General features: G+C 66.5%; 11 protein-coding genes. 7 read left to right on the top strand and 4 right to left on the bottom strand.

From position 1 onward, the window contains the following. The first annotated feature begins 2 nt into the window (after nucleotides 1–2). The 4 genes from Q1W68_RS17480 to Q1W68_RS17465 all read left to right on the top strand — a co-directional run bounded on the left by Q1W68_RS17480 (nucleotide 3) and on the right by Q1W68_RS17465 (nucleotide 4,453). Complete coding sequence (locus Q1W68_RS17480) at nucleotides 3–395, top strand: RidA family protein (RefSeq protein WP_300717180.1); 393 nt, start codon at nucleotides 3–5, stop codon at nucleotides 393–395. 183 nt (nucleotides 396–578) lie between these two features. Then, nucleotides 579–1,856, top strand: a complete 1,278-nt coding sequence (locus tag Q1W68_RS17475; RefSeq protein ID WP_300717179.1) for a PQQ-dependent sugar dehydrogenase — start codon at nucleotides 579–581, stop codon at nucleotides 1,854–1,856. A gap of 92 nt (nucleotides 1,857–1,948) precedes the next feature. Then, a complete protein-coding gene (locus Q1W68_RS17470) occupies nucleotides 1,949–2,266 on the top strand; it encodes a cytochrome c (protein WP_300650800.1) in 318 nt (105 codons plus the stop codon). Nucleotides 2,267–2,296: 30 nt separating this feature from the next. Beyond that, entirely contained in the window at nucleotides 2,297–4,453 is a 2,157-nt protein-coding gene (locus tag Q1W68_RS17465) for a TonB-dependent receptor (RefSeq protein WP_300650797.1), read from the top strand. Nucleotides 4,454–4,471: 18 nt separating this feature from the next. Here Q1W68_RS17465 and Q1W68_RS17460 read toward each other — a convergent pair whose 3' ends face one another. Next, nucleotides 4,472–5,677 carry an ATP-binding protein gene (locus Q1W68_RS17460; RefSeq protein WP_300650796.1) on the bottom strand — a complete coding sequence of 402 codons (1,206 nt, stop codon included), beginning with the start codon at nucleotides 5,675–5,677 and terminating at the stop codon, nucleotides 4,472–4,474. A 163-nt stretch (nucleotides 5,678–5,840) separates the two neighbouring features. Continuing rightward, complete coding sequence (locus Q1W68_RS17455; RefSeq protein ID WP_300650795.1) at nucleotides 5,841–6,419, bottom strand: GAF domain-containing protein; 579 nt, start codon at nucleotides 6,417–6,419, stop codon at nucleotides 5,841–5,843. Between the two features lie 499 nt (nucleotides 6,420–6,918). Between Q1W68_RS17455 and Q1W68_RS17450 the strand changes: the two genes are divergently transcribed. After that, nucleotides 6,919–7,113, top strand: coding sequence for a hypothetical protein (locus Q1W68_RS17450; RefSeq protein ID WP_300650794.1), 195 nt, complete (start codon nucleotides 6,919–6,921; stop codon nucleotides 7,111–7,113). A 66-nt stretch (nucleotides 7,114–7,179) separates the two neighbouring features. On the opposite strand, the gene Q1W68_RS17445 is transcribed toward Q1W68_RS17450, so the two are convergent. Then, entirely contained in the window at nucleotides 7,180–8,331 is a 1,152-nt protein-coding gene (locus Q1W68_RS17445) for an ABC transporter substrate-binding protein (RefSeq protein WP_300650792.1), read from the bottom strand. Nucleotides 8,332–8,516: 185 nt separating this feature from the next. After that, nucleotides 8,517–10,238 carry an AMP-binding protein gene (locus tag Q1W68_RS17440; RefSeq protein WP_300658170.1) on the bottom strand — a complete coding sequence of 574 codons (1,722 nt, stop codon included), beginning with the start codon at nucleotides 10,236–10,238 and terminating at the stop codon, nucleotides 8,517–8,519. Nucleotides 10,239–10,366: 128 nt separating this feature from the next. Between Q1W68_RS17440 and Q1W68_RS17435 the strand changes: the two genes are divergently transcribed. Both Q1W68_RS17435 and Q1W68_RS17430 read left to right on the top strand, forming a co-directional pair. Next, nucleotides 10,367–11,566 (top strand): helix-turn-helix domain-containing protein, encoded by a 1,200-nt coding sequence (locus Q1W68_RS17435; protein WP_300649479.1) that lies wholly within the window; start codon nucleotides 10,367–10,369, stop codon nucleotides 11,564–11,566. Nucleotides 11,567–11,697: 131 nt separating this feature from the next. After that, nucleotides 11,698–13,365: a PQQ-dependent dehydrogenase, methanol/ethanol family gene (locus Q1W68_RS17430; RefSeq protein ID WP_300649478.1), complete on the top strand. Its 1,668-nt coding sequence runs from the start codon at nucleotides 11,698–11,700 to the stop codon at nucleotides 13,363–13,365. Nucleotide 13,366 lies beyond the last annotated feature (1 nt).

Here is a 13,366-nt window from a genome sequence, read left to right as displayed (position 1 = left end):
AGATGAAACACCTGCAACCGCCCGGCTGGGCCACTCCCAGGGGCTATGCCAACGGCATCGCCGCACGCGGCACCCACGTCTTCGTCGGCGGCCAGATCGGCTGGAACAGCGCCCAGCAATTCGAGAGCGACGACTTCATCGCACAGACGCGGCAAGCGCTGCTCAACATCCGAGACGTGCTGACCTGCGCCGACGCCGGGCCGCAGCACATGGTGCGCATGACCTGGTACATCACCGACCGGGAGGAGTACAACAACCGCCTGCGCGAACTCGGCGAGGCCTACCGCGAGGTCATGGGCAAGCACTTCCCGGCCATGACCTGCGTGGAAGTGAGCGCGCTGGTGGAGGCGCGGGCGAAGGTCGAGATTGAAGTGACGGCGGTGGTGCCAGACTGAACCACCGCCAGCCACCTCGAAGGGGTTCGAGGGCATGCGTTAGCACGTCGCACCGGCATTCTGAGCGGCGCAACACCAAAACCCCCACCGCGCGCGCGGCTTGCCTGCATTTCATGTTTCCCTTCAGAATGATTTTCCCGAAACGATCTTTTCGGGATTCCAAAACCCACAGAGGAGACAAACATGAAAAGCAGCAAACTGTTGCTGGCCTTGATGGCCTGCGGCATGGTCACGGGCGCCCTGGCCCAGGCAGGCAAGGACAACCTGTCCACGCTCAAGCAGATGAAGGTTTCAGGCGTCGACCTGAACATCCCGCCTGTGCCGCAAGAAGGCAAAAATGCCGATGCGATCCGGGCCAACCTCAAGGCCGTGAAGCTGCCGCCGGGCTTCAAGATCGAGCTCTACGCCGTGGTGCCCGACGCGCGCCATATGGCGGTGGCCCCCAGCACCAACATGCTCTTCGTGGGCACCCGCAAAACCCGCGTGTGGGCCGTGACCGACCGCAACGGCGACGGCACGGCTGACGAGGTCAAGCCCTTTGCACCGTCGATCAACTTCAAGGTGCCCAACGGCGTGTGCTGGACCAAGGACGGTTTCCTCGTCGTGGTCGAACACAACCGCGTGCTCAACTTCCCCGCCGCCGAGTTCTTCTACGAAGGCCCGGACGTGGCCGTGATCGAGGTGGTGCCCCAGGGCGGCCTGATTCCGGTGGAAGAGGAGTCGTTCAACCACGGCGCTCGCACCTGCCGTGTGGCCGACGACGGCATGCTCTATGTGACCCTGGGCCAGCCCCACAACGTGCAGCCCGCCGGCAAGGTCGACCTGTACGACAAGATCGGCATTGGCGGCATCGTGCGCATGAACGCCTTCGACGGCTCCAAGCGCGAGGTGTTCTCGCGCGGCATGCGCAACTCGGTCGGCATGGACATCAACCCCAAGGACAAGTCGGTGTGGTGGACGGACAACCAGACCGACGGCCTGGGCGACGATGTGCCACCGGGTGAACTCAACCGCGCCACCAAGGTCGGCGAGCACTTCGGCTACCCGTACTGGAACGGCAAGTTCAAGGTGGCAGGCACGGCCGCAGCGCCCGACCTCAAGGACATGAAGGAACCCGCGAACGCGGTCTTCCCGCAGGTGGAGTTCCCGGCCCACCAGGCCCAGCTCGGCATGACCTTCTACAACGGCAAGCAATTCCCGGCCAAGTACCAGGGCGGCATCTTCGTGGCCTCGCACGGCTCGTGGAACCGCAGCCAGGCCACCGGCGCGCTGATCAACTTCATCCCGCTCAACGCCAACGGCACGGCCGGCAAGTCCGAGGTGTTTGCCGAAGGTTGGCTGGACAGCAACGGTGTGTACAAGGGCCGCCCGGTGGATGTGGCGCCCATGAAAGACGGCTCGCTGCTGATCTCCGACGACTACGTCGGCGCGATCTACCGCGTCACCTACTCGCCGAACTGATCTCGGCATCCGACCGGGATCTGTCCCGATCCCTCGCGCAGGCGGCCCTTGCGGGCCGCCTGCGCAGTTTCACGCTTGAACGGACCTCTCCCATGCGAATTTCCATCCTGATGGCCGCCGCCGCATTGAGCGTTGGCGCCACACACGCCGCCGACGCTGTGGTCGGCCGCGCCAAAGCCAACGCGGCCTGCGCGGTCTGCCACGGCCCCACCGGCATGTCGATGATGCCCAACGCACCCCACCTCGCCGGCCAGCCCGCCATCTACCTCGTGGAGCAACTCAAGAACTACCGCAGCGGCAAGCGGGCGCACGAGGTGATGGGTGTGATTGCCAAACCCCTGACCGACGCCGAGATCGAGGATCTCGCCGCCTGGTATTCCTCGCTGCAGATCAGCGTGCAAGCGCCCTGACCTCCCCGACCGCCAAAACACCGTCACACCATGCAAGTGCGCTCCCTGGTTCTTTTCCCCCTCGCCGTGCTGCCCGCGTGGCTTCACGCCCAGACCACCCCGCAACCGCCGGAATCCGATGGCGGTGCACTCGCACCGGTGGTCATCACCGGCAGCGGCTCGGCCGACCAGCGCTGGCGCGGCGCAGCCACCGTGGACGTGGTCGATGGCAGCGAGTTGCGCGCCGGCCAGTTGCAGATCAACCTCTCCGAGGGTCTGGGGCGCGTGCCGGGTCTGGTGATCCGCAACCGCGAGAACTACGCTCAGGACCTGCAGGTTTCCATCCGCGGCTATGGCGCGCGCTCCACGTTTGGTGTGCGCGGCGTGCGCCTGTTTGTGGACGGCATCCCGGCCAGCGCGCCCGACGGCTCGGGCCAGGCGGCCAACTTCCCGCTGGGCAGCGCCGACCGCATCGAGGTCGTGCGCGGGCCGTTTGCGGCCCTGTATGGCGCCTCCAGCGGCGGCGCCATCCTGGCCTACACGCAGGACGGCGGGCGCCCTGGTGAACTGCGGGTGGGCGCAGCCATGGGCGCCAACGGTCTGTGGCGATTCTCGACCCAGGTCACTGGCCAGACCGGCACGACCGAAGCCCCCGGCTGGTCTTACACGCTGGACGTGGGCAAGTTCGCCACCGACGGCGCACGCCCGCAGTCAGCCGCCGACCGCACCAGCGCCAATGTGAAACTCTCGCGGGCTCACGACGGCGGGCGAACCGTGATCCTGTTCAACCAGCAACGCAGCTTTGCGCTGGATCCGTTGGGTCTGTCGCGTACCGAGTTTGAAGCCAGCGATGAAGCGACCACCTTCTCGGCCACGCAATTCAACACACGCAAATCGGTGTCACAAAGTCAGCTCGGGCTGGCGTGGGACCAAGCGCTGGGAGGGGGCCACAAGCTCGAGCTGATGGGCTATGGCGGTACACGCCAGGTGGTGCAATACCAATCCATTCCCACCGGCGCACAAGGCATCACCAGCTCGGGCGGCGTCATCGACCTCGACCGCAGCTACTGGGGCTGGAACGGGCGCTGGCGCTGGAGCGGCGAGGCGGCCAGCGGCCGCGTGAACCTGAGCGCAGGCCTGGCATCTGACCGGCAGACCGACGAGCGCAAGGGCTACCAGAACTTCGTCGGCACCACGCTGGGCGTACAGGGTGCGCTGCGCCGCGACGAGACCAACCGCGCCACCACGCTTGACCCTTACGTGCAAGGCGAATGGAGCAGCGAACGAATCACGCTGAGTGCGGGCGTTCGGCGCGTGAACACCGACTACACCTCCAGCGACCGGTTCATCACAGGCGCCAACGGCAACGACAGCGGCGAGAAAAGTTTTGGCGCCACGTTGCCGGTGATCGGCGCGCGCTGGCAACTCTCGCCTGGATTGCAGGCCTTTGCCAATGTCGGCAAAGGGCTGGAGATCCCCACACTCAACGAAGTGGCCTACCAAAGCAATGGCGCCGCAGGCTTCAACACCGCGCTGAATGCGGCCCGCAGCACGAGCGCCGAAGTGGGCTTGCGGGGACGCAACGGCGCCGGTCTGTGGAACGCTACCGTGTTCGACATCCGCACCGACAACGAGATCGTTGTGCAGAACAACACGGGTGGCCGCTCGACCTTCCAGAACGCGGGACGCACCAAACGCCAAGGCGTTGAACTCTCCGCGGAGTACGGCCTGGACACGGTCACCCTGACCACCGCCTACACCTACATCAAAGCCCGCTACCGGGACAGTTTCCTCACCTGCACCGTCACCCAGTGCCCGGGCGTCAACCCCCAGGTGCTGGTGCCTGCCGGCAATGCGATGCCGGGTATTCCAGGGCAGCAGCTGTTTGCACAGATTGCGTGGGCACCCAACCTCGCGGGCAGTTGGGCCGCGGGCAGTGTGTTCACACTCGAAGCGCGTCACACCGGCCGCGTGTTCGTCAACGACCTCAACAGCGATGCGGCGGCGGCTCACACACTCTTCAGCATCGGTGCGCGCTTCGAACAAACCACCGGCGCATGGACGTGGCGCGAATTCATTCGCATCGACAACCTCACCGACAGGAAGCACGCGGGCTCGGTGATCGTCAACGATGGGAACAGCCGCTTCTTCGAACCCGGCCTGGGCCGTTCGCTTTCCGCCGGCGTGGAGCTCACGCGGCGCTTCTGAGCGCAGGCCGCGCGGCCCTCAGGAGGGCAGCCGACCGAACTCGCTCTCGGGGTCGATCACCTGCGCCGGCAGGCTGATGGCGAAAGTGCAGCCCTCGCTGGAGGCTTCGTCGCACCAGATGCGCCCGCCGTGGCGCTCGACGATGCGCTGCGCGAGGGCCAGACCGGTGCCGATGCCCTCGAAGTCCATGGAGTGGTGCTGCCGCTGGAACAAGGCGAACAGGTTCGGCGCGTGCTCCAGGTCAAAGCCCACGCCGTTGTCGCGCACGAACACCACGCGCTCACCGGTGCTGTCGATCCACTGGCCGATCTCGATGCGGGCCGCCGGCCTGGCGCGCGTGAAGTTCACCGCGTTCTCCAGCAGGTTGCGCAAGACCTCGGCCAGCAGAATCGCATCGCCGCGCACCTGCGGCAGGTCGTCGTCGATCACCCACTCGATCGCGCGAGCCGGATGCTCGGCCCGCAGGTGCCGCACCACGCCATGCACCAGCGGACTCAGGGGCACCTGCTGGCGCGCCAGCGACACGCGCCCCATGCGGGCGTATTCCAGCAGGCCCTCGATCATCAGGCCCATGCGCTTGCTGGCCTTGGCGATCGAGGTCTGGTATTGCAGCAACTGGCTGTCCGCTCCGGGGCCCAGACGTTCCTGTGTGAGCGCCACGAAACTGGAGATGTGGCGCAAGGGCGCACGCAGGTCGTGCGACACGCTGTGCGAGAAAACGTCGATGTCCTTGTTGGCCGCCACCAGCTGGTTGGTGCGCCGGGTCACGCGTTGTTCGAGCTCACGCTGGAGCTCGGCGACCCGGCGCTCGGCCATGCTGCGCCCCGTCGCGTCCAGCACCACCGCACTGGCGCAGGCAAAAGCGCCCTTCGCATCGAGCACCGGTTCGATCCCCACCTCGACCCTGAACACCCGGTCGCCGGGGCCAGGGATGTCGATCTCCAGAGGGGCGCAGTGAGCGCCGCGCGAGAGCAGCGCCAGGTGCGAACCCAGCAAGGCGCGGGGGTGCGGGTCGTTCTGCTGCACCAGGCTCAGGAAGTCGGTGGGCTTGTTGGGCCGACCGCCGGTGAACTCGGCGGGGTCCAGCGCCAGCCACCCGATCAAGGTCTGGTTCATGTGAACCACACGCAGCTCTGCGTCGATGCTGACCAGCCCACAGGGCGCTCGATCGTAGGGCGTGCTGAGCCCATCGGTGGGTTCGTGGGAGGCTGTCGTGTTGTCCATGGCGTCTCGTTCCGGAGGGGACACAGGGAGGGCGATCAGCGGCCGCGCCAACCAGCTTCGCAGGGTCTGCGGACGCGGCTCAGCGTTTCAGTATCGGCCAAAAGACCGCGCGGCGGGGCGACTTTTTTGCAGGACGAGGCCTCGCCTGGACACGGGTCTGTGGTCACTTGGGCTTGAGGTCCCAGGCCGGGACGTCGCGCGGGGCGGGCATCACGTTGCGCCCGTCCAGCCGCATCGCGGTGAGCTTGGCCGTCATCTCCAGCGTCTTGAGGTCTTCCGGATTCGGGTTGTCCTGCGGACTGAAGGAGAAGCTGCACAGGGTGCCGTAGACCTCGCCGTTCTTCAGCACGATCGGCGTGCTGATGTGGGTGCCGATGGAAAACGGCAACTGGTCCATCAGCGCACTGGCCACCGGGTCGGCGCGGGCATCGGCCATGAAGCGCGGCAGGCGCCCGTCCACCACGCGCTGGCACCAGCTTTGTTCGAGTTCGTCCAAAGCACCCACGGACACGGTCTGGTGTGCACCCCCGGTGGCCACCTGGCGAAACACGCGGCGCCCGTCGACAAACTCGGAGCAGAACACGACGTCCATGTTCATGCGGTCGCGCAGGGTCTTGAGCACCTCGGTGATGGTCCGGTCGAGCATGTCGTCGGACTGGTCGGCGGTGGCCACCATCAGCTCGGAAATGGTGACGTGCAGGTCGGTGGGCTCGTAGCCCAGATCGTGGATGTTGACTTTCATGGCGCTGATTGTCTTGGTTAACGGTGCGAGGCGCGGGGTTTGATGGTGTTTCGAAGTGTGTTCCGTGCTTCAAAGGACGTCTGCGCGGGCGCAGGCTTTCGCGGATCGCCAGACGCTCCATCACACACACGCAGAGCCTGCCGCAGGCGACATTTGCGGCGCGGCGCAGCCGATCGGTGCCGCTGGCCGCGCGGCTGCGGATTGGCGATCCCGTGGCGGCCGGGTGCCTGCCTGATCCAGACCCTGACCACCACCGGCTGAACGCAGCGCAGGCACCGCCGTGCCCGCGCGCCGACGGGGCTCCGGACCCACCAACCGGTGACCCAGTCGGGTTCGAGCCAAGGCCCGTGGTGGCCGGGAATGCTGGATCAGCACCGCGAGGAGGACCCCAGCTTCGACACCAGGGTCGGCGCCCCTGATGCTTCATTAGCGATTCTGATGACTCAAGCACTTGAATCACCTCTGCACTAAAATACGGGTTAACCCTTAGTGAGTTCCCATGTTGAAGTTGTTCCAAACCCTGTTCCAGACGCCCCGCTTTCAGGCCGGCGTTCGTGTCAACCGCCTGCACCAAGGCAGCCTGGACCGCACCGACGGCCGCGTCGTGGCCCACACCGACGAAGGTGTGCTCGTCGAGTGGCCTCGCGACGGCTCCGGCTGGGAGCGGCCCAACGCCCTCTGCCAGCAGGGCTGACACGGGCAACACCGCCGAAAAAAAACGCCAGCGTCAGCTGGCGTTTGTCTTTGCGTGGCCGGCAGCTCAGGTGCGCACGCGTCCGTCCCCCGTGAGCATGGACAGCTCGGCGTAACGCGAAGCCACGTGGTTGGTCGGGCTCAGCGACACCGAGTACCCGCCGATGGAGGTCGTTCCGATCGACTCGAGCCCGCTGATGAAGCTGTCGCGCGTGATGCGCGAACCCGCGCGGCGCAGACCTTCGGTGAAGAGCCGCGCGGCCAGGAAACCTTCCATGCTGGAGAAGTTGGCCTGCACCTTGTTGCCGCCCTTGGCAATGGCTTCCTGAAACTCGCGCGAGATCGGTTTGGAAGCGGCGTACGGCGTGGGCATCACCTGCGACACCACCACACCGGCGCCGTCCTTGCCCAGTTCGTCGGCAAGCGCCTGCGTGCCCACGAAGGAGACGTTGTAGAAGGTGCCGCCGTAACCCGCCGCCTTGGCCGCGCGGATGTAGGCAGCGCACGACTTGTAAGCGCTGATCTGCACCACCGCGTCGGGCTTGGCCGCGTTGATGGTGGCCACCGCTTGTGCCACGTCCACCGAATTGCGCTCCACCGTGGCCGTGGCCACCGGCACCAGGTTGCGCGACTTGAGCGCGAGCAGCGTGCCGTCAAGACCCGCCTTGCCGTAAGCGTCGTTCTGATGGAACACCGCGATCTTCTTCAGACCCAGGTTGGTGAGCTGGCGCACGATGAGCTCGGTCTCGTCGTTGTAGGAGGCGCGCAAATGGAAGGCGAGCCGGTTGAACGGCTGGCGCAGGCCCATGGCACCGGTGAACGGGGCGAAGAAAGGCACCTCGGACTTGAACGCCAGCGGCAGCGCCGCCACACTGGTGGGCGTGCCGATGTAGCCGAACAGGGCAAACACGTCGGCGGCGATCAGCTTGTTGGTGTTCTCCGCGCATCGGTCGGGCTCGTAACCGTCGTCGAGCTGCAGGATTTCCACGCGTTGGTTGTTCACGCCACCCTGGCCATTGAGCTGGTCAAAAAACAGCTTGGCGCCGGCGTGAAACTGAATGCCCAGTTGCGCGGCCGCGCCGGTGAAGGCGGCCGACTGGCCCAGCAGGATGCGGTTGGCCGACTGCGCACGCAGGCTGGGCGCGCCAAGAGCAGCCACGCCGGCAACAAAGCCACTGAAACGGCGGCGCGAGATGCCGGAGGCGGTGGTGGATTTCATGGGGTGGTCTGCTCCAGAAAGGGCGTCGGTGGCGAGCGCCTCTGGCGCCCGACCCTGACGGCGTGGCAAGGAAATTGTGTTTCCAGATGCTACCCACCCCAGTAGGGTGAGCCGACGCACTTGGTCCAGCCAGTGCGCCGCTCATCGGGCTGCGCGGTGCCCTGCACCATCGCAGTGCCCGCGACTCAGTCGTCCTGGCGCAGGTTCGGGAAATCACTTTCCCGGAATTCACCGGCGCCACGCGCGCCCGCCGCTTGCCGCTCGACCTCTTGCGCACGCAGTTGAACGCGGCGGATCTTGCCCGAGATGGTCTTGGGCAATTCGGTCACGAACTCGATGCGGCGCACGCGTTTGTAGGGCGCGAGCTGCTGGCGCGCGAACGCGAAGATCGCTTCGGCCAGCGCCGGCCCGGCGGTGAAGCCGGGTGCAAGCAACAGGTAGGCCTTGGGCACAGCGGTGCGCACCGGGTCCGGGCACGGCACCACGGCCACTTCCACCACCGCCTCGTGTTCGATCAGCGCACTCTCCAGCTCGAACGGGCTGATCCGGTAGCCCGAGGCCTTGAACACGTCGTCGGCGCGGCCGACGAAGGTGAGGTAGCCGTCGGCGTCGCGAGCCGCGGTATCGCCTGTGTGGTAGTGGCCGTCCCGCATGACCTCGGCGTTTTTCTCGGGCGCATCGAGGTAGCCCACCATCAGGCCCAGCGGGCGTTCGCGCAGGTCGATGCAGACCTCGCCTTCGTCGGCCTCATGGCCATCGGCGTCCAGCAGCGTGATCTTGTAACCCGGCAGCGGCAAGCCCATGGAGCCAGGTTTGAGCGGCAGGCCCGGCGCGTTGCCCACTTGCGCGGTGGTCTCGGTCTGGCCGTAACCGTCGCGCAGCGTGAGCCCCCAGGCCTTGCGGATCTGCTCGATGATTTCCGGGTTCAGCGGCTCGCCCGCGCCAATGACTTCGCGCAGCGCGAGCCGACCATGCCACGCGGCCAGGTCTTCCTGGATCAGCATGCGCCACACCGTGGGCGGCGCGCACAGGCTGGTGACGCGGCAACGCTCCAGCACGGCCAGCAGGCCCTGCGAACTGAAACGCGGCGTGTTGTAGATGAAGACGCAGGCACCTGCGTTCCAGGGTGCAAAGAAGCAGCTCCAGGCGTGCTTGGCCCAGCCGGGCGACGAGATGTTCAGGTGCATGTCACCCGCCCTCAAGCCGAGCCAGTACATGGTGGACAAATGGCCCACCGGATAACTCTGGTGCGTGTGCAGCACCAGCTTGGGCTGCGAGGTGGTGCCCGAGGTGAAGTACAGCAGCATCGGGTCGGTGGCGCGGGTCGTGCCCTGTGGATCGAACGCGGTGGGCGCGTCTTTCGATCCGGCGAAATCCACCCAGCCCGGTTGCGGCGCGCCCACGCAGATGCGCGAGAAAGCCCCCTCGATCGCGTCGAACTTGGGGACCTGGACAGCGCCCACGACCACATGCTTCACACCGCCGCGCGCAATGCGGTCGCGCAGGTCGTCGGGCGTGAGGAGCGACGTGGCCGGGATCAGCACCGCGCCCAGCTTGATGGACGCCAGCATGGTCTCCCACAACGCGCTCTCGTTGCCCAGCACCATGAGCACGCGGTCGCCACGTTGCACGCCTTGCGCACGCAGGAAGTTGGCCACCTGGCTGGAGCGTTGCGAGAGTTGCGCAAACGAGAACCGCTCCTCGGTGCCGTCGGCATCCACGATCCACAGCGCGGTGGCGTGGTTGGCGACGGCCATGGTGTCGAAATGGTCGATCGCCCAGTTGAAGTCGGTCAGCTCGGGCCAGCGAAACTGCGCGCTGGCCGCAGCGGGGTCACCGCGCCAGGCGAGCAACTGGTCGCGGGACTTCAGAAAGGCTTGGGCACTGGCACTGAGCGGTTGGTTCATGTTGTCTCGTTGATCTGGGGTAGCGGGGGATCAGACCATCGTAGACGCCGCACGGGCGCGACAGCCGCTCAGTACTTTCCCTAGGCCGCAGGTGCGCTGCGTCGGTACACATTCGCACCACACCCCGCATGCCACATCCCTCCAAACTCCCGTCCACATCCGGCCCGTCGGCGCAAACGCGCACGGCCGGTTTGTTTTTCGCCACGCCCGAGCAGCGTGTGGCGCTGGCGCGCGAGATGTTTTTTGACGAAGGCCAGCGCCCCTCGGGGCTGGTCCCGGAGCTGGTGATCCAGTCGTGGATGCGCTGCACCGTGGCCAACCGCCGCCCCTGCGAGCCGGTCCACCTGGAGCCGGTGACCAAGGCGCGCATCGCGAGTGCGCTGGCACGCAACCGCCTGCTGTTGCAAGCCGCCAGCCACGATCTCCAGCAGCTCGATGCCGCACTGGCCGGCACGCCGTGCAAGGCCCTGCTCACCGGCCCTGACGGCGTGCTGATCCAGGCCACGCCCACCGCGCGCGGCGAAGGCCGGCTCATGCCGCACGTGACGCGCGTGGGCCTCAACCTCGACGAGCACCACATGGGCACCACCGCGCCCAGCGTGGTGACCCGCACCGGCGAGGCCTGCGTGGTGCGGGGCGCCGAGCACTTCTTCACCGGCGTCTCGGTCATGCAGTGCGCGGCTGCGCCCATCCGCAATGCGCGCGGCGATCTGGCCGGTGTGCTGGATCTCTCCATCGAAGGCGAGGCCTTCCGCTTCGACGCCGCTGCCATGGTGCGGCTCTACGCCACCGCGATTGAAAACCGCCTGTTTGAAGCGCAGTCGGCGGCGCTGCTGTTGCTGCGCTTTCAGTCGAGCCCGGCGCTGCTGCACACCCCACTGGAAGGCCTGGCGGCGGTGGACGGCCAGGGCCGCGTGGCCTGGCTCAACCAGACCGGCGCCAGCCTGCTCGGCACCGAGCGCGTGCCCGCCCGGCCCACCGATGCCGAGGCCCTGTTCGGCCTCGGTCTGGAAGACCTGCTGGCGCTCTCCCACCGGGGGCAGGCCCAGCCTCGACAGTGCCCCAACGGCCTCACCCTGTGGATCCAGGCGCGCACGGACAACCCGCGGGCGGGCGCCATCGAAGCGCCGCCCGCGCCCTTGCCCGAAACCGAGCTGCCCACGGCCACCGGCACACTCGCCATCCCGACCCTGGACCACGCCAACCGCGCGCTGATCGAAGCCACGCTGGCCGCCTGCGACGGCAACGTCTCGCGCGCGGCGCGCCAGCTGGGCGTGTCGCGCGGCCTGCTGTACCGCCGCCTGGGCGAGTGGCGCGGCGGCCACTGAAACTGTTCCACGTCAGAACACTTGTCCGGGTGGGAAAACCCGAAGTGGTGAGCATTGGAAAAACGGTTGACGATGCACAGGCTCACCCACGGTGACAAACGACTTCCGACCACAACACTGGAGACAACGACATGAACCTGAAACGCCAGATCATGAGCGGTTTGATGATGGCCTCCCTCATGGGCGGTGTGCAGGCGCAAAGCCTCGCCGATCTGCAGAAGGACAACCTCACACCCGGCGACGTGCTGACCTACGGCATGGGCTACAACAACCAGCGTTACAGCCCCCTCAAGCAGATCAACACCAGCAACGCCGCCAAGCTGACCCCCACCTGGGCCTACAGCCTGAACAACCCGCAGAGCCAGGAGTCGCAGCCCATCGTGCACGACGGGGTGATGTACATCACCACGCACAACGCCACCGTGGCGCTCAATCCGCTCACCGGCCGGCAGATCTGGAAGCAGGAGATCGAATTGCCGCAGGACGTCTTCAAGATGGCCTGCTGCGGCATCCTGAACCGTGGCGCCGCGATCTTCGACGGCAAGCTCTACCGCAGCACGCTGGACGCCCACGTGATCGCACTCGACCTCAAGACCGGCAAGCAGCTCTGGAAGAGCAAGGCCGCCGACTACCTCGATGGTCAGGCCATGACGAGCGCCCCGCTGATCGCCAACGGTGTGGTGCTGACCGGCATTGCCGGTGGCGAGTACGGCACGCGCGGCTTCATCGACGCCTGGGACCCGGCCACGGGCAAGAAACTCTGGCGCTTCTTCACCACCGCTGCCCCCGGCGAAAAGGGTGGTGACACCTGGCCCGGCGACACCCACCTCAAGGGCGGTGCACCCACCTGGCTGACGGGTGCCTACGATCCCGAGCTCGACCTCGTGTACTGGGGCACCGGCAACGGCGGCCCATGGAATCCCAACGCCCGCCTGGGCGACAACCTGTACATCAACACCGTGCTGGCCATCCGGCCCAAAACCGGTGAGCTGGCCTGGCATTACCAGTTCTCGCCCAACGATCCCTACGACTACGACGCCACCGAAGTCGGCATGCTGGTGGACATGAAGATCGGCGGCAAAGACCGCAAGGTGCTCACCCAGGCCAACCGCAACGGCTTCTTCTACGTGCTCGACCGGGCCACCGGCGAACTGCTCGCCGCCAACCCCTACGTCAAGGTCAACTGGGCCGACCGCATCGACCTCAAGACCGGCCGCCCGGTGCTCTCGGAGATCGACAAGAAGGCGCGCGCCGGTGAAGACGTCGAGATCTTTCCTTCCGTGCTCGGCGGGAAGAACTGGACCCCGATGTCGTGGAACCCGGCCACAGGTCTGGCCTACGCCAACACCCTCAACATCAGCTGGCCCTATCAGCTGGCCAAGCCCGAATACAAAAAGGGCGAGTGGTACCTGGGTGTGAACTTCCGCGGCGTGAACATGCCCAAGGACCAGCCACATGGTTACCTGAGCGCCATCGACCCCATGACCGGCAAGAGCAAGTGGCAGATGGCCTGGCCGGGCCAGCCGAGCATGGCCGGCACGCTGTCCACCGCCGGCAACCTGGTGTTCACCGGCGCGGCCACGGGTGAGTTCATGGCGGTGGACGCGCGCAACGGCAAGAAGCTGTGGGAGTTCCAGACCGGCTCCGGCATCATCGGCCTGCCCGTGACCTGGGAACACAAAGGCAAGCAGTACGTGAGCGTGGTCTCGGGCGCCGGTGGCGTGTGGGCACTGCTGGGTGACGAGCGCATGTCGCAAACCCCTGGCGGCGGATCGCTCTGGACCTTCTCACTCAACTGAA

The sequence above is a fragment of the Hydrogenophaga sp. genome (genome assembly GCF_030158645.1).
In the GTDB taxonomy this organism is placed as follows: domain Bacteria; phylum Pseudomonadota; class Gammaproteobacteria; order Burkholderiales; family Burkholderiaceae_C; genus Hydrogenophaga.
The sequence above is the reverse complement of the archived record's forward strand: the minus strand, read 5'-3'. Positions and strand labels throughout refer to the sequence as shown.